Origin of the sequence: Herbaspirillum sp. GCM10030257 (assembly GCF_042666555.1) — a bacterium.
Taxonomy (GTDB): Bacteria; Pseudomonadota; Gammaproteobacteria; order Burkholderiales; family Burkholderiaceae_D; genus Noviherbaspirillum.
The window spans coordinates 63,542-83,816 of the sequence record NZ_JBHTDH010000007.1 but is presented as its reverse complement, the minus strand read 5'-3'; the positions used below and the strand labels follow the sequence as shown (position 1 = coordinate 83,816).

At 54.1% G+C, this 20,275-nt stretch carries 17 protein-coding genes; 11 read left to right on the top strand and 6 right to left on the bottom strand.

All coding sequences use genetic code 11. The annotated features are described in order from the left end of the window. Positions 1–8: 8 nt before the first annotated feature. The 5 genes from ACFQUU_RS12690 to ACFQUU_RS12670 all read right to left on the bottom strand — a co-directional run bounded on the left by ACFQUU_RS12690 (position 9) and on the right by ACFQUU_RS12670 (position 6,091). Complete coding sequence (locus ACFQUU_RS12690) at positions 9–1,271, bottom strand: ABC transporter permease (protein ID WP_382247580.1); 1,263 nt, start codon at positions 1,269–1,271, stop codon at positions 9–11. Continuing rightward, positions 1,268–1,981 carry an ATP-binding cassette domain-containing protein gene (locus ACFQUU_RS12685; protein ID WP_382247578.1) on the bottom strand — a complete coding sequence of 238 codons (714 nt, stop codon included), beginning with the start codon at positions 1,979–1,981 and terminating at the stop codon, positions 1,268–1,270. Before ACFQUU_RS12685 ends, ACFQUU_RS12690 begins: the two co-directional genes overlap by 4 nt. 8 nt (positions 1,982–1,989) lie before the next feature. Continuing rightward, a complete protein-coding gene (locus ACFQUU_RS12680; RefSeq protein ID WP_382247576.1) occupies positions 1,990–2,484 on the bottom strand; it encodes a DUF2796 domain-containing protein in 495 nt (164 codons plus the stop codon). A 181-nt stretch (positions 2,485–2,665) separates the two neighbouring features. After that, positions 2,666–3,139, bottom strand: a complete 474-nt coding sequence (locus tag ACFQUU_RS12675) for a hypothetical protein (RefSeq protein ID WP_382247574.1) — start codon at positions 3,137–3,139, stop codon at positions 2,666–2,668. Between the two features lie 24 nt (positions 3,140–3,163). Further along, positions 3,164–6,091: an ATP-binding protein gene (locus ACFQUU_RS12670; protein ID WP_382247572.1), complete on the bottom strand. Its 2,928-nt coding sequence runs from the start codon at positions 6,089–6,091 to the stop codon at positions 3,164–3,166. A gap of 433 nt (positions 6,092–6,524) precedes the next feature. Here ACFQUU_RS12670 and ACFQUU_RS12665 point away from each other — a divergent pair, with 433 nt between their 5' ends. The 11 genes from ACFQUU_RS12665 (at position 6,525) to ACFQUU_RS12615 (ending at position 18,943) form a co-directional block, all read left to right on the top strand. Continuing rightward, positions 6,525–6,977, top strand: a complete 453-nt coding sequence (locus ACFQUU_RS12665; protein ID WP_382247570.1) for a PA2169 family four-helix-bundle protein — start codon at positions 6,525–6,527, stop codon at positions 6,975–6,977. Positions 6,978–7,782: 805 nt separating this feature from the next. Then, the gene (locus tag ACFQUU_RS12660) at positions 7,783–8,091 is read left to right on the top strand and encodes an HPF/RaiA family ribosome-associated protein (protein WP_382247568.1); all 309 of its coding nucleotides are present in this window, start codon (positions 7,783–7,785) and stop codon (positions 8,089–8,091) included. Between the two features lie 728 nt (positions 8,092–8,819). Beyond that, positions 8,820–9,002, top strand: coding sequence for a hypothetical protein (locus tag ACFQUU_RS12655; protein ID WP_382247566.1), 183 nt, complete (start codon positions 8,820–8,822; stop codon positions 9,000–9,002). A gap of 732 nt (positions 9,003–9,734) precedes the next feature. Then, positions 9,735–9,986, top strand: a complete 252-nt coding sequence (locus tag ACFQUU_RS12650) for a hypothetical protein (RefSeq protein ID WP_382247564.1) — start codon at positions 9,735–9,737, stop codon at positions 9,984–9,986. 1 nt (position 9,987) lies between these two features. Continuing rightward, positions 9,988–10,560 carry a hypothetical protein gene (locus ACFQUU_RS12645; protein WP_382247562.1) on the top strand — a complete coding sequence of 191 codons (573 nt, stop codon included), beginning with the start codon at positions 9,988–9,990 and terminating at the stop codon, positions 10,558–10,560. 528 nt (positions 10,561–11,088) lie between these two features. Then, entirely contained in the window at positions 11,089–11,532 is a 444-nt protein-coding gene (locus ACFQUU_RS12640) for a nuclear transport factor 2 family protein (RefSeq protein ID WP_382247560.1), read from the top strand. 670 nt (positions 11,533–12,202) lie between these two features. Beyond that, a complete protein-coding gene (gene kdgD / locus ACFQUU_RS12635) occupies positions 12,203–13,114 on the top strand; it encodes a 5-dehydro-4-deoxyglucarate dehydratase (protein ID WP_382247558.1) in 912 nt (303 codons plus the stop codon). Positions 13,115–13,155: 41 nt separating this feature from the next. Next, positions 13,156–14,118: a Bug family tripartite tricarboxylate transporter substrate binding protein gene (locus tag ACFQUU_RS12630; RefSeq protein WP_382247556.1), complete on the top strand. Its 963-nt coding sequence runs from the start codon at positions 13,156–13,158 to the stop codon at positions 14,116–14,118. A gap of 63 nt (positions 14,119–14,181) precedes the next feature. Further along, positions 14,182–15,537: a glucarate dehydratase gene (gene gudD, locus ACFQUU_RS12625; protein WP_382247554.1), complete on the top strand. Its 1,356-nt coding sequence runs from the start codon at positions 14,182–14,184 to the stop codon at positions 15,535–15,537. Between the two features lie 117 nt (positions 15,538–15,654). Next, positions 15,655–17,103, top strand: coding sequence for an aldehyde dehydrogenase (NADP(+)) (locus tag ACFQUU_RS12620; protein WP_382247552.1), 1,449 nt, complete (start codon positions 15,655–15,657; stop codon positions 17,101–17,103). Between the two features lie 301 nt (positions 17,104–17,404). After that, the gene (locus ACFQUU_RS12615) at positions 17,405–18,943 is read left to right on the top strand and encodes a methyl-accepting chemotaxis protein (RefSeq protein WP_382247550.1); all 1,539 of its coding nucleotides are present in this window, start codon (positions 17,405–17,407) and stop codon (positions 18,941–18,943) included. 431 nt (positions 18,944–19,374) lie between these two features. On the opposite strand, the gene ACFQUU_RS12610 is transcribed toward ACFQUU_RS12615, so the two are convergent. After that, positions 19,375–19,992, bottom strand: a complete 618-nt coding sequence (locus ACFQUU_RS12610) for an exopolysaccharide biosynthesis protein (RefSeq protein WP_382247548.1) — start codon at positions 19,990–19,992, stop codon at positions 19,375–19,377. Positions 19,993–20,275: the final 283 nt, after the last annotated feature.

Sequence of the window (20,275 nt, the reverse complement as noted above, 5' to 3'; positions counted from 1 at the left end):
GATTTTTCCTAAAGACGTGGGGTAAGGCCGTCGGCTAGCGACAGCCGGTAGGCGCGATAGCCTGGAACGAGACTGGCGAGCAGACCTACGCCAATGACGGCCAGCAGCAAAGGTATTTCTTCAACTGAAAGGATGGATAGCGGCAGCGAAAGGCCAAACCGCATTTCGACCAGCGGCCCGAGCAGCGCGCCAACTCCTGCCAGCATGAGGATGCCAAGGCAACACCCGGCCAATGTCAGACCTAGTCCTTCAATGACCAGCATCAGCAGGATGTCTCCTGGTTGTGCGCCAACCGATCGCAGGATCGCCAACTCGCGGCGCCGCTCATTCAGACCAGCCAGCACGACCGCAACCAGCCCGCATAAGCCGACCATTACCACTAGCGCTGAAATTGACAACAGACTGCGCTCGACCACCGCTACCATTTGCCATAACTGGTCCAGAGCAACACCGGGCAGGATCGCGAGCAATGGTTCATCGCGGAAGTCGTTGACATACCGTTGCGTCCTGAATACGGCGGCACGACTCTTCAGACCGACAAGGACTGCGGTGACCTGCTTCGGTCGCAGGTCAAACTTACGGACGTGTTCGGCAGGAATGTCCAGGCCCGGCATGCGGGCTCCGCCCTGCCAGTCAAGATGAATTGCCTCGATGGCTTCCAGGCTGACATGCACACTGCGGTCAACCGGCGTGCCGGTCCGTGCAAGGATGCCGGTAACGACGAAGGGTTTGTCACGATGTTCGCTCAATGCGATATCTTGCATGCCATGGGTCAGCGAGATCTTGTCACCCGTGCGATAGCCAAGCCGATCGGCTACCTCCGCACCAATCACCGCATCGAAAAGCTGCACAAACGGTTTACCAGCGGTGAATCCAAGCGGGCGGTCGTCACCATAGCGGAAACGTTCGAAATAGGCGGCACTGGTGCCGAGTACCGGGAAGCCGTGATGTGAATCGCCCAGTGAGAGGGGAATGGTCCAGGCGACCGAAGGATGGCGAGCCAACTGCTCGACGCTTTCCCAGCGTATGTTGTTGGTCGCCTCTCCCATGCGAAAGATCGCATAAAGCATCAGTTGCACCGGGCTGGTGCGGGCGCCGACTACCAGGTCCGTGCCGGAGACTGACTGCGCGAAGTTGTTGTACGCATCGCGGCGGATGCGCTCGACGCCAAGCAGCATGCTGACACTCAGTGCAATCGTCAGCATTACCAGCCCAAGCGTCAGACGGCGGTTCCAGGCGCTACGCAAGGCGAGCATGGCCAAGTGCTTCACAATGCACCTCCGGTAGCCGCAAGCCGGTTGATCGACGCCAGGCTTAGCTCGCGACTGAACTGTGTGGCCAGCCGGCGATCATGACTGACAAACAGTATGGTCGCGCCTTCGCTCAGTCCCTGCTGCAACAGAAGGCGGAGGAAGTCCGCCTGTCTTTCAGCATCCAATGCCGAGGTAGGCTCATCGGCAATCAGAATCTCCGGCCTTCCCAGCAGTGCGCGTGCTGCAGCCACCCGCTGTTGCTGGCCTACGCTCAGTTCGGTGACCGGGCGCTGCAGTACCGTCTTGCCCAGACCAAGAGCGTCCAGCAGCCGTCCAGCTTCATCTGCCACAGTACCGTCTTGCGTCGCTCGCGCAAAACGCCGCTTCGAGAAACGACATGGCAAAAGCACATTGTCGAGCACCGGCAGATGGGGGATCAGATTGAACTGTTGAAAAATAAAGCCAATATGATCGACCCGAAACCGGTCCCGCGCGCGGCCGGATAGACTCGTCAAGTCAGTGTCCAGCAGCCTTACGCTGCCATGCTGCGGCAGAAGCACGCCGCCAAGCAGTCCTAGCAGTGTGCTCTTCCCGCTACCACTCGGCCCATGCAGGAACACGGTTTCACCCGGCAGCAGTTGCAAGTTATCAATTTCCAGGCAAGGCTCGGGGGCGCCCGGCCATCCGAACACAAGTCGCTCAACCACAACGATTGGTTTGTCACCCATAGGTTGTCTTACCAACTGAGAGTGGGCCGTTTCCGGCTCAATTCGACGGCAGACTGCCGGCCCGGTATCGCCAACTGCACCTTTATCCGATCCAACCTCGGGAAAGCGTCAAACAGACGCAAGTTGATTGCATTCAATGCGACCGGCGACTTGCAACGGTACATGATGGTCGCGTGCAGGTCAGCATGGCCGTCGCTCCCATGATCCCCGGGAAGTTCCAGATCCACCGAATCAGCGCGGCAATTGGCTGCAGCAGTCGGGATTAGCAACGACTCTGGTTTCTGAAACTTTTCTTTTAATGCCTGGACCACTTTGCGCTCCTTGTCGTTGCGCGGGGCATGCTCGAATCCAATCAAATTTTCCAGTGGCGAGGTGAATTCGATTGTCGCTGTGTTGCCCTCGATTGCCACCGTCATCTGCGCCACACCATGTTGATGTGCCTCCCCGGCGATGGCAGACCCCGTGATACACAGCAGGGCGAACAATGCATATCGCTTAGGCATGCGGGCTCCTCCTTGCCGGGAGTACAGAGACAACTGAAATGGCGGTGACAATAGGCGGGACTCCAACGACCGGCACTCGGGTCGTCGCGCGTGAACTTCGCTGGGCGAACATAAAAATTCCTACAAACGGAAAAACGCTTCGAACGGCACTAGCCCGAGAGGACCGGTGCGCGACAGAGGACTAACTAACAGCGGATTTTTCGGTTAAAGGAGGCGCGCGTGATGAGAAGTGGCTGACGAAGTAGGCATCCCAGGAGGACTCGTGATGCTCCCGGCTGCTGTTTGCCTCGGTACGCAAGCAGGGCGGCAAGTAAAATGGACTGTGCATGGTGATGCCGAGTGCAGCGGCATCAAATAAAACACAGGAGTGGTGCAAATGAGCAGCAGCATCGTCATCCGCGAGGATGGCAGTGGCATGTATGCTGGGTGTTGCAAGACCGAAATGCGCAATTCGATGCTGCAGACCTGTCCATTGCGCAAACAGCAACAGCAACCCCAAAATTACAGGGAGTGCGGTGTTCGCGAATCGGATGCGATACATGTGTCGGAACAGGAGTATGAGGATTGTTGATGCAACTTGGTTGCGAGATCTTACCACAGCCTCATGCAGGCAAATCGAACACGGCGTTGGTGCGGTAACCAGATACATCTTCATGCGATCCTGGGATATTTGCGACCATTATGAATTGGCAAGTTGTATCAATAAGGCAGCGAGCTTCGCAGTAGCCACTGGCTTGACAAAATGGTGATCAAACCCGGCGGCAAGCGCGTTATCCCTGTCTTGCTCCTGCCCATATCCCGTCACCGCTACCAATACCGCCCGCGAAGTTTCCGGTTGAGCGCGAAGATGACCTGCCAGTTCATTGCCGTCCATCTCAGGCAGTCCGATGTCTAGCAGGAATACATCCGGGACTTTTACTCGTGCTTGCTCAAGTGCCTTGACTGAGCTGTGTTCCACAAAAACATTGTGGCCCAAGGCTTCAATAAACATGGCAAGCATCTTTGCCGCGTCGGTATTGTCATCAACGACCATCACGTTCAAGGTTTTTGCCGGAGCAGGTTTTTCCTCGGAGGGCTGCCCCCGCTTCGAGAGATCGGTTTGTTCTTGCATGCGCGGAATGCGAACAGTAAACCTGCTTCCTTTTCCGAGCCCTTCACTGTATGCAGTAATCGTTCCCGCGTGTAATTCAACCAGGCTTTTTACGAGCGCCAGACCGATGCCCAATCCACCCTGTGATCGGTCGGGAGTACGTTCTCCCTGCGCAAATAGCTCGAAAGCGTGTCTCACCAGACCGGGATCCATGCCGATACCGTTATCCGCTACGGACATGATCACTTCACCACCTTCAATCTCTACACTCAAATCAATCTCGCCGCCTTCCGGCGTGAACTTCGCGGCGTTGTTCAGCAAGTTTGTCATAACCTGGACAAGGCGCTTCAGATCGCCAGTCACTAATGCAGGTTCATGCGGCACGTGCACAGTCAGTCGATGTCTCCGTGCATCGCACAAAGGCCTTACCTGCTCAGTGGCATCGGCGACGATTTGCTTTGCATCCAAGTTTTGCATGTCTAGCGCGACCCGGCCGCGTGTGACACGAGATACATCGAGCAAATCATCAACCAGACTAGTCATGTGCTGTGCCTGACGCGCAATGATCGTGCTGATTTCATTTACACGTCCCGCATCCAGTTGACCCAAGCCCAGCAAATCAGCCGCAGCCGCAATCGGGGCCAGGGGGTTGCGCAGCTCATGCGCAAGCATCGCAAGAAATTCATCTTTCCGTCGGTCCGCTTGTCTTAATGCTTCCTCTGCCTTTACACGTGCGGTGATGTCCAGTTGCGCAAGTACGCCGCCGATGATCTTGCCTTCGGTGTTTCTGACCGGCGCGGCCGACATCAGGACGATTCGATGAAAGAGCGGCGTATTAAATGGCTCGATCTCAATAATGTCATGAGGAGCCTCGATTCCAGCCAGGGCGCGCGCAATGGGCCATTCATGCGGTGCCACGCGTTGGCCATGCTTTGTCGACCCGTCAGCCCACCAACCCTTCCATTCAACGTAGTCTTCCGTGCTTTTACTCAAGGGTTGGTTAGCGCCCCATAGCTCTCTGTGTGCGGCATTGGACTGCAGAATCACACCACTGGCATTGGCGACAACAATACCGACCGGTGTGGCTTCCAATACGGCATCAAGCCGACTACGTTCGGCTTCCGCCCGACGCGCAGCTTCGCGTGCCTGATGTTCGCTATCGCGCAACGCTTGTTCGTGTGCCTTATTTTCGGTGATGTCCTGAACGGTTCCGTACAGAGCCGCTAACTCATTCTGATCATTGCGAACAGGTTCGCATTTTGCGTTCACCCAGATGACGTGGCCTTTACCATGATTGACCTGCAGTTCCAGGTCATAGCCTGCGCCGGATTGCATTACCTGCTGAAGAGCAGCATTCACATGTTCCCATGATTCTACAGTGAGCAGGGTGCCTCTCTGATCCGGAAAAGGCGGAACCTCACGTCCATAGATTTCGCGTATCGAATTTGAAACCTCAATTTCACCAGTCTTGAGATTCCAATGCCAGGTCCCGAGCTTTGCGAGACGATGGGCTTCCGCCAACTCAGCTTCTCTCGCCTGGATAGTGGTGGATCGCTCTTTCAGCAAATCTGCGGCCCGACTAATCTCCGAGGCGACCTCTAAAGCTTCTTTGATATCAACCTGCGGAATACGAACTGTATCGCCGCGCCCCAGACTTATGGCCGGCGCAGTAAGAGCTGTAACCGACCGGGCGATTCGTCCGCCCATGACCCAGGCCAGAACGAGTCCAATTCCAAATAAGGTCGTCACACCTGCCACCAGAAGGAACAGGCGCTGCTTCAGTGTGTCTTTGAGAGCTCGATTCGGAATACCGATTGCTACTCCCCAGTTTGTCGACGGAGAACGGCTATAGGCGGTTAGCACAAGCGCACCTTCTTGCGTGGTCGATTCGAGTGTACCCTCGGCATTATTCATTATTGCCTGTAGTAACTTAGGGGTAGCCTTATTACCTACAAACTGTTCCGGCGTGTGGTTACGTCCGACAATGGTGCCTGAGCTGTCGAGAATTGCGGCAATCCAACCCGAAGGCAAATTCTGGTTTTTTAACATGGCGTTGAAATGCCGAGGCTCCAGGCCGACACCCAAGGAATAGAGGACTCCACCGTCGAGAACCACGGGTACATCAACGCTGACGATTGGACGCTTCAATTGCGGTGCCATAAAGAGATTAGAGACAGCTGGTTTTCCAGTTTCGAAAACTTTTTGAACGTGCTCTCGATACGGTTGGCGTGGCAAGGGCTCGCCGTATGCGACTGAGGTGTTCAGAATAAGTTGTCCCGTTTTGTCCCTCAGTACAATATTGATACCGAAATCAAAGCGCGCTATTGCTTCACCTGCCCGATTATGGAAGCGGGCGAACTCGCCATTCGTAAGTGAATCCGCGGTGGAGAGCCCTTGGGCCAGTGCCTGCCCTCGCAATAGATGGCTGTCTACAGCTTGTACCAAGGCACGCGCTGTGTGAAGCGTATCTTTTTCCTGCTGAGATCGAACTTCCTGGTACTGGTATATCAGAAGCAAGGTCGCACCGATGACTCCAGGCAAGAGGCAAGCGAGAACCAGGCAGCTCAGGAGAGTGCGCACGGACCACTGCGATGTGAAGTTGTTCAAGGAGATCAAAGCAAATTCCTGAATTATATTCTTGATCCAGTAGTGCCTTTAGATAGGGTCGGAACTTATTGTCGTTAAACGGCGCTTTCTCTCCAGCTACCCGTTAATTTCAGCCATTGAACACAGATGTGGAAACCGTGGTCATGAAAAGCAGATACCGACTCATAGCTGCCTAAACTTTGCAAAGATTTTTGCCATCAAGTGTGACTTGGAGAAAGCCGGAGGTGTTGCATTTCGTCACCGTAAACATGTTCCGCGAACTTTTTACTTGCCAAAGCATCCTTGTGGATAGCTGTGCAATGCATCCTGCTTGCACTCATACTCGATAACAAAAGGAGCCACCATGGACAACAGCGAAGTGATTTCTACATTGAATGATCTGATCGAAACCTGTAAGGATGGCGAAGAGGGTTTTCGTACCTGCGCTGAAGGTATTTCCAGCGCTGAGCTGAAATCCTATTTCACCGACCGTGCGCATCGATGCGCTACGAGCGCAGCTGAATTGCAGGATATCGTCGAAGAATACGGCGGCACTCCTGAGACTTCGTCCAGCATGAGTGGTGCATTGCATCGCCGCTGGGTGGACATCAAATCTGCTATCACGGGCAAGGACGACGAGTCTATCCTCAATGAATGCGAACGTGGGGAGGATGTGGCGAAACGAAGCTATGAGAATGCGCTGGCGAAGGATTTGCCGATCGAGGTGCGTTCTGTCGTTGAGCGCCAATACCAAGGCGTGATGCAGAACCATGATCAGGTCAAGGGGCTGCGTAATCAGGCTCGCGCTCATCGCTAATCACAACACTCTTTGCCTGTAAGGCGATCAACAAGGTCCGCATTGAAGCAATGCGGACCTTCCCGTTATTTTCCTGCCTTAAATAATTACCGTGTCCAACAGGTGATGTCGGGACCAGAGGCCATAATGACCCGGACGTCGTAAATCGGTGCATCCGTTCGGGTTGTCCCACCTAGAGGCGTTAGCTCGCCCTTGTTATTTGTCAGATAAATCGCTTGTTTAGCTCGCGTCTTCGGGATATCCGCATACGTGCACGTTCGGGCTCAGCATCGCGTAGTTGAAAACCCGGATATTCCCGGCCATGGCGCCCAATGGGATTTTACGGTCAAAGTGACGCCTCATGGCACAGGACCGGATTCGGATTAGGCTGCAACAGCAACGTCGGATCCCGACATTTTTATTCAACGCGAGCCATTGCGGAGAATATGGGCTTCCTCAAGGGGCGCGAAATGATAGAAGGGCGTGTTGCCGACGCTGCAGGTGAAACGGAATACGACAGAACGATACGCTGACTAAACTGTATGTATATCAAACCAGGAACCCCTTTCCGGTGCCGAAACACCACTGGCGGCAGTCACCTGCTTGAAAGTGATACGCCATCATTGCTATTCCGAATGAAAGCATTGCATCGCAAAATTTAGCTTAACTTAGTGCCGCTTTATTACAGTCTTTTTATTACCGAGCTTTATTGAAGATGGGAAATTCTTCCGTTTATACAGAGTCATGATCCATATTATTCGGCTTCTCTTATATTGTCCAAGCGCTCACAATTCTTGCCAGTCTTTGGACGATTTAAGGAATACGCATGGACGTGCAAATGGTTGCTCAAGAATTTTTTATCGCTCCTTCACTACGCGACTACTTCGAACGGCGCCTACATTTTATATTCGCCCGTGCGCGCAAACATGTTGCGCGCATCGTCGTACGTCTACGTGACCTCAATGAACCGCGCGGCGGACGAGATAAGCTATGCCAAATCTGGGTGACCATGCCTGGGCGCCCTGAAGTGGTTATTCAGGAGATTCAGGAAGACATGTGTTACGCCATCGATAGTGCGCTCAAACGCGCTGCCTACCGCACCATGCGCCTTGCTACCTGCAAGGGTGCTCGGTAAATTGAGACAGACGATTTATCTTTGGATAAGAGCATCTATCAACATGACGATGGCAAGGCGCGCCGACGGAGAAAGTAAAAGCGTACCGTACGGGAAGGAGAAACGGCGGCCCAAGCAACGCGGCGAGCAGCATTTTGATAAATGCCCCAAGTCAAATTAAATTCGCAGAAGTCTTACGGTCTTACGATTGCCAAATGCATCTGGCCTGTGTTTGCCAGGATCTTTCTTTGGATTCAATAATGCAAGGCGCAGCACAGCCATACCACATTCCATTGCGACGTATGAATCACTCTCAGGTACCGCGACTTAGCGAAGCCGACTTGCACTGGATCCTTTACATCACTACTTTCAATTTGATGCGCGGAGGCTGATTGCCTGCCGGGATGTGATTGGTCCCTTACTGTCAAACGCCATTTGGTTTTTCTTAAAGCGAACCATAATTAGTTCGCGCAAGGGTTTGAGGTCAAGACAGCACATAAATCCTTATTAAGTCATTCGCAGCGTGTAAACTTAGGGAGTAGGCTAACAGGATAAGACATTCGTAGCATCGCTACTAGCCATGGTCATGCGAGTGTTGAAAGGAAATTCCTTGCATGCAGTGAGATAGAACTATCGTTGTAACTTATGGGGTTTGACCAATGCGGACAGCCCCGAGCGCATGCGCCGATTCACTAAGTCACGTCAGCAGTTACAATGAGATCAATCTAACCTTAATCGGAGAACGCACGATGCGCACTGAAAACCTTAAACCAACTGGCTACAACGACGGCTTCATTAACATTCCGGTGTCAAGAGTGACTCGTCAAGGCCTCCATGATCTAAAGGAAAGCATGGGTGCAGCAAGTCAGGCCGAGGTGATTGAAAAGGCGGTCGCTATATTACTTGCCATCCAAAACGTGGCACGCCGCTAATGCTGTTTGGTCTCATCGAGAATACTTGCTGGGCAACGGGAGGGAGATGAAGCGCAATCTAACCCACGTTGCTCGGAAGTGTTCATAAATGCCCTTGGTATCGTCGAAGATATTAATATGGGTAGCCATCCAGCGGGCTGTCGAATATAGCCAGTATTGGAAATACGCTTAATCCGGCATTCAGGGTGCGGCCAAAATTTGCGGCGGGCGGTCCGCTCCTGGCCATTACCGGCTAATTCCGAAGGTCACTTTTGTTGACTTCGGCTTTCAGCTTTCAACTTTTCATTTCCCTGCCCCTTTCTTCGTCCTTTGCGTGATCTTCGACGCTGTTGGGGGCGCATCCGAAATCACTACGTATCGCGAAGCTTGGCTGTGCCGACGCCCGGAGTCGCAGCCTTACCGCCCGACGATAAGACGCCTCTACTAAAAGTAAGGGTGGCATTATTGCACTGACCAGCCAAATTGGTTCTGGAACAACTATGCGGCCATGGATAGTAGCTGTTTGTTGACCTAAATCACAACGTTGTAAGCAGCAAACCTAGTGCTCTTAAGTCAGGAGTAACCTACAAGATAGCGGCAGTACTGATGACGATTTATGGTGCAACGCAACTTATGGCGCAAGTCAGTCCCTGCCGCGGCAAGCGTATCCGCTCTGTTAGCGGATGCAAATTTTGGTACACGGAAAAACGCCTATACGATCAGGGAGTTCACGTTACACCCAATCAGGAGTAAATGATGGACAAGGCACCCGTATCGCTGGTCGGTGAAATGAGCGTCATGGACCGCTCAGGTCACAAGCAGCTAAAGTGGAATACAGACCAGCTCGATGAAGTAGCGATCGCAAAGGAAACGTTCGACAAATTGATCGCTAAAGGTTATTCGGGTTTCGGCTCGAAGACCAAAAATGAACCGAAGCATTTGCTCAACGAATTCGATTCGACAATGGAGGAAGTCGTCATGGTTCCAAAGATTGTCGGCGGATGATATGCATTCCTTGAACCGGACATGGCATGCGTTGTGGCGATTCATTGCAGGTTCCAGTTCATCGGATAACCGAAATGCGGACATCCGTGTCAGGGAGAGGAACGAGCCTGGGTACAACGGTATTGCGGAGAGCGAGCATTTCGATGGCAGGTGGTTAGCTGCCCTCTGTGAACCTATCTTTGAACAGGTTCACGTCGCGCAGCGCAATAGCGAGCTGGCGCGACAGGAGGCTTTACGGAAGGACCGCCGCGCAAAGAGACGATCCCTCACTCTTTTGCTCAAATTACTGAATCAGACGCAACGTCAGGAGTTTCGCGAGTTCAGACATTTTCATGTGGTCGGCGGCAGAACCGGTAACCGCTATCGTATTCATGTCGGATCGATATCGAACATTGATGTCCTGCATCGTAACGGCACGGTCAGACACCGCTTGTGTGTCCAACCCACAGGCGACGTCCCGACCTATGATGTGATGGCTGCACAGCTACTGTACTTACAGGATCCTGACACTGAGCTGCGTTTCCTGCGCAAGGCAAATGTTCATCCCGCTCGCATTGAAAACTACACTTTTTAATGGGTCTGCATACAGGGCGAGAAGATAGCGCATTTTATTCATGTCGGTTATTTAGAGCATCGGTCAAAATCTCGCTCGCTGCGCCGTGCGGGGCGGCCAAGGTCTCCTGGCCGTACGCCCGTACTGTCAGCGGCGACGCGGCTTGTCGTCGTCATTTAAATCACCTTTGAAATTCTCTTAGTCTTTCCCACGCTGGCGTACGGTTTTTATCATCCGATCTGAACTAACTGCAAGGGAAACATTCGATTTCAGGAGGCGAATCTCTTCGAACTCGGCCGTGGACGAAGTACACAGTCTGCAGGACGGAAGCGTGTTACTTCGGGTAACCGCTTCCATTCATGCGAAATGAACCGACATTGGTAACCAAGGCCTTCAGCAATCAGATGCCAATGTTCAAATGTCGCTTTCTGCCAGTAAGCGAAACATCTATCCCTTGATGCCGCACAAGCGATAGCGGGACCAGACTCCTATGTTGGAGACTGACGGCCAATTGGGAGAAGGGGCAAAGCTCAGGCGAAGGAGGCAGTCATGAGTAGCGAACAGAATAAGCAGGCGGTAATACGTGGATATCAGTGCTTCAAGAACGGTGATATTCGTGGTATTCAGGATCTCTGTGCCGACGATGTTCTATGGACAAGTGCTGAGTCCGAGTACGTGCCATTCTCGGGAGGATTTCGCGGTAAGGACGGAGTAAATGAAGTTCTTACAAACATGAGCCAGTCCATCGAGATGACGCAATTCGAGTCGCAGACCTTCATTGCCGAAGGAGACAAGGTGGCTGTGGTAGGTATGTCAAGGGCGACCGTTCGCGCAACCGGAAAGACGTACGATAATTCATGGGTACATGTTTTTACCTTCAAGGATGGCAAGGTTTCCAGATTTGAAGCTTTTGGAGACACAGCGGCTGCGGCTAATGCATTCAAACCAACCCAAGGTGTTCGGCAACAGCCAGGTGAAACTGCGCGCCACTAAGTGGCGTTAAAGCAAACCGGCACCTATCTCATCGCAACTTCGCTGCCATGCGGACAACGGCTGGCCCGACCATGATGACGAAATGAGTTCGCGTAGCGACCAGATCCGTAGTTCCAGAAATCAGCTGTTGATACGGATCTGTGGCCTTGGACTGCCGGTTTGCCCGCATCTCGCGAGACGGGCTTTCAACCGTGTTTTAAGCTAGTGTGCGAGCATTTTTAATGCAGTATTAATGTCCGCAGCGGAGGGGACAAGCTTATTCCATCGCATGCCTATAAACCGTCAGTCACAACTTTTTTCTGCGGCAGTTCGTTCGGCGCGGCAATGAATGGCAAGGGCTCAGTAGCGCCTTTCGTCGCGATTACAAGCTTCCTGGGAGTGCAGGAGAATTTCTTTGCACGTGGTTAATCACATGGTTAATCATCATAATGATAACGCTACCATGTGCATTCCCAGGATTAAGACCTCCGCAAATTCGCCATTCCCTTCTTCGTCGAACGCCGCATATATATACCGTCCGGCATTTATATCTTGTTTGCTTAAAGAGCATTGACAAGCTGATTAGGTACCGCTACCATTTCCGTAAACGTAAATTGGTAGCGGTACCATTCGGCTTGCGATGCTAAGCGAGACACAGAGCGCGCCATCATTTTCTTTAGAAAGGTAAGTCATGCAACCTCAAGAACTGAAACGAGTCCTCGAAAGCGGCCTCCTGTCCTTCCCACTGACCGATTTCGATGCAAACCTCCAGTTCAATCCCGGCCCTTATGTCGAGCGTCTTGAATGGCTTATGCCCTATGGAGCATCCGCACTGTTCGCAGCTGGCGGCACCGGTGAATTTTTCTCGCTCGAGCCCGGCGAGTATTCTGCTGTCATCAAGACCGCCATCGAAACTTGCCGTGGCCGCATGCCTATCATCGCTGGTGCCGGCGGCGGCACTTCGCTGGCCATCAAGTACGCACAAGAAGCCGAGCGACTTGGCGCACAAGGCGTGCTGCTGCTGCCGCATTATTTGACGGAAGCCAGCCAGGAAGGTCTCGTCGCCCATGTCGAAGCGGTTTGCCGCAGCGTCAAGTTCGGCGTCATTGTCTACAATCGCGGCGCCTGCCGTCTGACCCCGAAGTCGTTGCAGCAACTGGCTGACCGTTGCCCGAACCTGATAGGTTTCAAGGATGGCGTTGGTGACATCGAAGCGATGGTTTCCATCCGCCAGCAACTCGGTGATCGTTTCGCCTACCTCGGCGGTCTGCCGACGGCGGAAGTGTTTGCCGGCGCCTACAAGGCGATGGGCTGCCCAGTCTATTCTTCCGCTGTCTTCAACTTCATTCCAAAGACCGCGATCGAGTTCTACAACGCACACGCCGCAGATGATACCGAGACCACCAACCGTCTGATTCGTGAATTCTTCCTGCCCTATCTGGAACTGCGCAATCGCGGCCAGGGTTATGCAGTGAGTATCGTCAAGGCCGGTGCAACCATTATCGGCCACAGCGCAGGTCCCGTTCGTCCACCCCTTTCTGATCTAAAACCTGCGGAAGTCGAAGAACTGCGTGCGCTGATAACCAAGCTTGGACCGCAATAACCCCTTAGTCAAACACTGCAGATCAGACACCAGGAGACATCATGAAGAAGCTGCTTTCAGTTTTGCTCATCGGCCTTACTTTCAGTGCCGCGACATCGGCCGCCGGTTATCCAGAAAAACCGATCACCGCTATCGTGCCATTCCCCGCCGGGGGCTCCACCGACTCGATCACCCGCGCGATCGGGCCCAAGATGGGCCAGACACTCGGTCAACCGGTCGTCGTTGAAAACAAGCCAGGGGCTACTGGCGCCATCGGTGCCGGCTTAGTCAAGAACGCCGCACCGGATGGTTATACCTTCCTTATGGCTTCCATCGGCGTCTATGCGGTAAATCCCTTCCTTCAAAAGAAACTGGCCTATGACCCGGCCAAGGATTTTGATCTGCTGACTGTCGCAGTGCGCGCGCCTAACGTCCTGGTCGCTACACCCAGCTTTCCCGCAAACAATCTGCAGGAACTCATTGCTTACCTGAAGAAGAATCCGAACAAAGTAACGTTTGCGTCCTCCGGTTCCGGTTCCTCGGACCACCTGACCGCGGCCTTGTTCTGGCAGCAGACCGGCACCGCTGGCCTGCATGTTCCTTACAAGGGCGGCGCACCGGCAATCACCGATCTGATCGGCGGACACGTCGATATTTCGTTTCAGAATATTAATGTCGTGGTGAGCCACATTAAAACCGGCAAGCTGAAAGCACTGGCGATCACGAGCGACAAGCGTGCTCCGGTACTGCCACAGGTGCCAACGCTGGAAGAGGGCGGAGTGAAAGATGTCGATGTCTACTCGTGGCAGGCTGCAGCTGCACCGAAGGGCTTGCCGAAGGATGTCAAGGCAAAGTTGCACGGTGCGATTGTCGGAGCGCTGAACGATCCCGAAGTGAAGAACCGCCTGGTCGAGCAGGGCTTTGAAATCGTCGCCAATTCTCCTGAAGAGTTCGCCAAATTTCAGCAACAGGAACTCGCACGCTGGAAGCGCGTGATCGAAGTCGGCAAGATCCAGCTCGACTAATCCGATTCGACCGGGACCGTATACCGTGCCCGGCCTACACTACTTTTTCCCCTGGATAACACCATGTCTGCATCAAGCACCTCGCAAGCCGTGCGCGGCGCACCCGTCGTCACCGCCTTGCGTGTCGTACCGGTTGCCGGCCGCGACAGCATGCTGCTCAACCTGAGTGGCGCCCACGGTCCATACTTCACACGCAACATCGTCATTCTCACGGACAGCGCCGGTAATACCGGCGTCGGCGAAGTGCCTGGCGGTGAACGCATCCGCCAGACGCTCGAGGACGCAGCCGCCTATGTTGTCGGCCAATCGATTGGCAACTACCACAACATCCTGAACACCGTGCGCAAGGCTTTCGCCGAGCGTGATGCCGGCGGCCGCGGATTGCAAACCTTCGACTTGCGCATTACCATCCATGTCGTCACGGCGCTTGAAGCCGCTCTGCTGGACCTGCTCGGCAAGCACCTCGGTGTGCCGGTTGCCGCACTGCTCGGCGAAGGTCAGCAGCGCGACAAGGTCGAGATGCTCGGCTATCTGTTCTATGTCGGTGACCGCAGGGTAACTGACCTCGAATACGACAGCGATCCCAATGCAGACAACGACTGGTTTCGCCTGCGCCATGAAAAGGCAATGACGCCGGACGCAGTCGTGCGCCTGGCCGTGGCAGCGTACGACCGTTACGGTTTCAACGACTTCAAGCTCAAGGGCGGCGTCCTGCGCGGCGAAGACGAGATGGAGGCTGTCACCGCACTGGCCGAACGTTTCCCGGATGCCCGCGTCACGCTGGACCCGAATGGTGGCTGGCTGCTCAAGGATGCGATTCGTCTTTGCCGGGACAAGCACAAGGTGCTTGCCTATGCGGAAGATCCCTGTGGCGCTGAAAACGGATTTTCCGGACGCGAAGTGATGGCGGAATTCCGTCGTGCGACCGGCCTGCCAACCGCGACCAATATGGTTGCTACAGACTGGCGCGAAATGGGACATTCCATCCAGCTGCAATCGGTTGACATTCCGCTGGCCGACCCGCATTTCTGGACCATGCAGGGTTCAGTACGGGTGGCACAAATGTGCAATGAATGGGGCCTTACCTGGGGTTCGCATTCGAACAATCACTTCGACATTTCGCTGGCAATGTTCACTCACGTGGCAGCGGCAGCACCAGGCAAGATCACCGCGATCGATACGCACTGGATCTGGCAGGATGGCCAGCATCTGACGCGCGAGCCGCTGCAAATTGTAGGCGGCATGGTAGACGTGCCGAAGCAGCCGGGTCTGGGTATCGAACTCGACATGGACCAGCTTGAGAGGGCACATCAGCTTTACAAGGCAAAAGGGCTGGGCGCGCGCGATGATGCAATCGCGATGCAATACCTGATTCCAAACTGGAAGTTCGACAACAAAAAGCCTTGCATGGTGCGTTGAAGGATGCAGCAGGTGTGCCGTGCCGTAGCACCGGTATCACACGACATCAAGGTTGTTCAATTGCGTCCCGGCCCGTCCGGGACGCACCATTCGTACGTATTCATCAGCAGGATGACCATGACACAGAATTCCTCCCTGACACTGCAGGAATCGACACCTGCGCAGATTGACGCGGCCGTACGTTCCGCCGTCGAAGCCAACGATCAATGGGCGAGTACTCGCGCCGCCGGACGCAGTCCATTGCTGCGCGAACTCGCATCTGCACTCGAAGCCGATCGTGAGCGCCTGGTCGCGATCGCCAATGAGGAAAGTTTTCTCGGCACCGCACGCCTGAATGGTGAACTTGATCGCACCGCGTTCCAGCTGCGCAGCTTTGCGGACGCGGTCGACAACGGCGCGGCGTTTGTTGTGATTGACGATGCCGCAGTGCCCGGCGGACCGCCGGCCGGGCACCCGCGCCTGATGCGGGTCAATGTGCCGCTCGGACCAGTCGCAATGTTCTCAGCCAGTAATTTTCCTTTCGCCTTTTCGGTTCTCGGCGGCGATACCGCATCAGCTCTTGCCGCAGGCTGTCCAGTTGTAATCAAGGCACATCCCGCACATCCACGTCTGTCGAATGCCGTGTTCGAACTGGCCCAGGTCGCGGCGCAGCGTGCCGGCGCACCGGCTGGTGTGCTGTCGATGGTAAGCGGCGCATCGCGCGAGGTAGGGGTATATCTCGTGCGCCATCAGGACATCGCAGCAGTTGCATTTACCGGTTCCTTTATCGGCGGCATGGCGCTGCAGAAGGAAATCAACGCGCGTCCCAAGCCGATTCCTTTCTACGGCGAACTGGGCTCGACCAATCCCATCATTGCCTTGCCGGCAGCGCTTGAAAAACAGGGCGCAGAACTCGCGAAGAATCTCGCAGCATCGATCGCGCAGGGTTGCGGCCAGTTCTGCACCAGCCCGGGCATTCTGATCGCCTACGACAATGCAGTCACCGATGCGTTCGTCAACCAACTTGCCGCAGCAATGGATAGCCAGAACACCCACGCCATGCTGTCGCCTGGCATCCGGAATGCTTTTGACGACGGCGTTGCACGTCTGAACCGGCATGCCGCGTCGAAACGCGTGACTACGGGCGAACAGAGTGCGGACCGTCATCCGGTGCCCAACCTGGTGTCGCTGGATACGGAAGCCTTCCTGCGGGACCACGAACTGCGGGAAGAAATCTTCGGTCCGTCCTGCGTCGTCGTGCGAGTGAAGTCGACCGCGCAATTGCTCCAGGTGCTCTCCGCCGTGGGCGGCAGCTTGACCGTCACTGTTTGGGGGGCGGACAAGAACGACGCGGATACGCAAAGCGTCGTGCGCGCAGCGATCAGGATTGCCGGCCGCGTATTGTTTTCCGGCGTACCGACCGGGGTTGCAGTTGCACGTGCACAACATCATGGTGGGCCGTTCCCATCTTCTACCCAGCCACAGACCACTTCGGTCGGCTTGATGGCGATGCATCGCTTCCTGCGTCCGGTCGCATTGCAAGAGCCGCCGGCCTGGCTGGCCGACCGCAGCGGCGTACCGCTGTAACCATTGGCCCGCCCATTGGTTCGGCCGGGTGGGCACACACCGGCGCTCCAGCCATGTCGATGACTTGCATTACCAGCTTAGATGTAGCAGATCAGGCGAGTTTATATAGTTAAAAATGCAAGGCCCCAAGGAGCGCTGGCTTACAAGGCGAAGCGCTGAAGCCTGACACACACTACCTTTCCTTACGTCAACAAGCTAAGATAGCTGCGCTGACGGATCGCAAAGAAAACTAGGGACGCGGCATGGGTCGCTGCCAGAATAAAAGCAGGCAGAGTGTGGTTGTAAGCAACAGGGGAAATGAATGAATTTGCGCTCTATGCGTATAGGAACACGCCTGGCTGGAGGGTTTGCTCTGGTCCTTGCACTGTTGATTCTGGTCGTAGCAATCAGCACGGCTCTCGTCAGCCAGAACAAACGTGCGTTAAAAGACGGCCTGGAGCTTGCCAACCTTAAAGGCGAGCTGGTTTCAGATATGAAAAGTGCATTGCTTCAAGGTGGTGTAGCGATGCGCAACATGCTTGATATATCGACAGTCGACTTGCAGAAGGCCAAGGTGGATGAACAAAACCGGTTGTATGCAGAAGCACGTAAACGACTCCTTGGCATGCCTTTGTCCGATGCGGAAAAAACTATCATCGCCGAGTTGGACAAGATTGAAGAAAGTATCGCGCCGCAGTACAAGGTGGCCATCGTTCAAGCACAGAATATGAATTCTGAAGGCGCGGCGTCGGTGATCACCAAATACATTGATCCAATGAATCTGAAATCGGTTGGCGAAATCGATAAATTACTCAAGATGGAACAGGCGGCCGAAAGAAGAGTGATCATAGATTCCGAAGGCTCCGACGAGATGCTCATGGCGATTCTGCTTGGCCTGACCGTGATGGCGGTTGCCTTGGGTGCTGTGATTTCCTGGCGCATTACTCGAAGCATTACAGGGCCGCTAAACGATGCCGTCACGCTTGCCAAGACGGTCGCCAGTGGCAACTTAACGTCGCGTGTTGATGACAATCACGTGGACGAGATTGGCGAATTATTCAGTGCGCTGGGCAAAATGAATGCAAGTCTCAATAGCATTATCGCGAACGTGCGGAGCACCACTGAAATCATTGGTAGCGCTTCGCAGCAGCTCGCGGCGGACAACATCGATCTGTCCGCACGAACGGAGTCCCAGGCAGGCTCACTGGAAGAAACGGCGTCCGCCATGGAAGAATTGACGGCCACGGTGCATCAAAATGCGGAAAACGCGCAGCAGGCCAATCAGCTTGTGCAATCGGCGTCCTCAGTAGCACTGCGTGGCGGCGCAGTCGTGGGTGAGGTGGTCGAGACCATGACCTCCATTAAGGAAAGCTCGCGCAAAATTGTCGACATCATTAGTGTTATCGATGGGATTGCCTTTCAGACCAACATCCTGGCGTTGAATGCCGCAGTTGAGGCTGCCAGGGCGGGCGAACAGGGTCGCGGGTTTGCAGTAGTGGCAGCCGAAGTGAGGAATTTGGCGCAACGCTCGGCTTCAGCTGCCAAAGAGATCAAGGACCTCATCGGCGATTCAGTTGCCAAGGTCGACGTGGGAAGCGAACTTGTAAATCAGGCCGGGGCTACGATGGAAGAGGTGGTCAGCAGTGTGCAAAAGATCACTGACATGATGTCGGAGATCCTTGCTGCCAGCGAAGAACAGCGTGCAGGAATCGAAGGCGTTAACAAGGCAGTTACCCAGATGGACAAGGCAACACAGGAAAACGCAGCGCTCGTCAGCGAGGCTGCTACCGCAGCTTCAACAATGGAGGAAAGGGCGAGCCAGTTGGCTGCAGCGGTCGGCGTTTTCAAGACAAGCACCTAGAGGGATTTCATTTTAGTGAGCTGTCGCCTCGGCCCGCCTTGACGCGCAGGGCAGCGTTGCTTGTCGCTTGTGTGGCCCGCCACACAGCGCTTCGCGCGCCTTGCCCTGCACGCCAAAACGAGCCGCTTCTCCACACATCAATATGAAATCCGCTCTAGCGAAAACAGTGCGGTCGCAGCAAGTAAGGTTTGATGGACGAAATTGAACCCAATCGAGCCGAGCGCTTTACTCTGCGGCGACCTTTAACATGACTGCCCGGTTTGCAGGTCCGACTATAAGAGGTTGTCCGTTTCGACTGCACTTCAGGCGTGTACTGCGGCTATCCCGCCCTTCCAATGATAGTCGCGAAGTTGGAATGGAAAACTCTCATTGTATTTTTCCGATGCCAGTTGTTATTGACGATATGCAACCGGAAAACCTCTAAAGGCTTCCTATCCAAAGTAATGGAGCCAAGCCTGCCGAAGAGCCAAGCCACCGCCGCCTATAAGAATAGAAAAATAGATGATGGTACATACGTTAGCGGCATGGCCTAATAGAATACACACCCCATCACGCTGCACAATCCCTACCGCAAAAAAGAGAAGGGCCAGAGCCGGTAACGTATTACTCAATGGAATCAGGCCGAACGGCGCCATAAGAAGTATTGCACCCAGTATCAAAGAAAGATTATTCAGCAATTCCATCAATCCATTTGAAGCCAAGTATTTCATTCGGTGTGGTCGACTCACCGTCTCGAGACGATGCAGCCATGTGAGTGCTTTACGAAACACCGGTAGCAACTTTTCAGTCGAAATAATACGGTTTTGAAATGACGCAGGTAACCATAAATCGCGATTAAAAAGCCGACTTATCGCAATCATTAAGATTGCGGCGCCAAATACGGTACTTACGCCTGGAATGGAAACCGGAATGATAAAAATCAGTGACAGGAATGCAATTAAAATCATGAGGCCATCCTGGCCCACCAGACCTACAATCTCCCGAAGAGTCACGCCTTCGGGCGGCAGTTTGTCAACGACGTCCTGGATTTTAGTAGTTAAAGGTTCCATTATTTTTGGGATTTGACTGTTTTAGTAAGCTCATTTTGAAATCGCTGCACGGGTCACACATGCGCTTCCATCGTTTGCGAGGCATGTGATAGATAGTCTCGAAGGGATGCATATAATACTCGTCGTGCCGGAGTACGGTTAACCAGTACTCTGTGCATTATACGGGGCTGTACCGATACGGCTTACGTAGTGTTGTTTAATCGGGGCACTGTACGGTATTGGTGATACGTTCCTTCGACATTCGACCGCGAGAATGGGCATCTACCCAAAATGGACGCCGTAT

Bases quoted from the DNA above. Each gene is read 5' to 3' on its own strand.
- ACFQUU_RS12685 (WP_382247578.1), bottom strand. From the start codon at position 1,981: ATGGGTGACAAACCAATCGTTGTGGTTGAGCGACTTGTGTTCGGATGG.
- ACFQUU_RS12680 (WP_382247576.1), bottom strand. From the start codon at position 2,484: ATGCCTAAGCGATATGCATTGTTCGCCCTGCTGTGTATCACGGGGTCT.
- ACFQUU_RS12675 (WP_382247574.1), bottom strand. From the start codon at position 3,139: ATGAAGATGTATCTGGTTACCGCACCAACGCCGTGTTCGATTTGCCTG.
- ACFQUU_RS12665 (WP_382247570.1), top strand. From the start codon at position 6,525: ATGGACAACAGCGAAGTGATTTCTACATTGAATGATCTGATCGAAACC.
- ACFQUU_RS12660 (WP_382247568.1), top strand. From the start codon at position 7,783: ATGGACGTGCAAATGGTTGCTCAAGAATTTTTTATCGCTCCTTCACTA.
- ACFQUU_RS12655 (WP_382247566.1), top strand. From the start codon at position 8,820: ATGCGCACTGAAAACCTTAAACCAACTGGCTACAACGACGGCTTCATT.
- ACFQUU_RS12650 (WP_382247564.1), top strand. From the start codon at position 9,735: ATGATGGACAAGGCACCCGTATCGCTGGTCGGTGAAATGAGCGTCATG.
- ACFQUU_RS12645 (WP_382247562.1), top strand. From the start codon at position 9,988: ATGCATTCCTTGAACCGGACATGGCATGCGTTGTGGCGATTCATTGCA.
- ACFQUU_RS12640 (WP_382247560.1), top strand. From the start codon at position 11,089: ATGAGTAGCGAACAGAATAAGCAGGCGGTAATACGTGGATATCAGTGC.
- kdgD (WP_382247558.1), top strand. From the start codon at position 12,203: ATGCAACCTCAAGAACTGAAACGAGTCCTCGAAAGCGGCCTCCTGTCC.
- ACFQUU_RS12630 (WP_382247556.1), top strand. From the start codon at position 13,156: ATGAAGAAGCTGCTTTCAGTTTTGCTCATCGGCCTTACTTTCAGTGCC.
- gudD (WP_382247554.1), top strand. From the start codon at position 14,182: ATGTCTGCATCAAGCACCTCGCAAGCCGTGCGCGGCGCACCCGTCGTC.
- ACFQUU_RS12620 (WP_382247552.1), top strand. From the start codon at position 15,655: ATGACACAGAATTCCTCCCTGACACTGCAGGAATCGACACCTGCGCAG.
- ACFQUU_RS12615 (WP_382247550.1), top strand. From the start codon at position 17,405: ATGAATTTGCGCTCTATGCGTATAGGAACACGCCTGGCTGGAGGGTTT.
- ACFQUU_RS12610 (WP_382247548.1), bottom strand. From the start codon at position 19,992: ATGGAACCTTTAACTACTAAAATCCAGGACGTCGTTGACAAACTGCCG.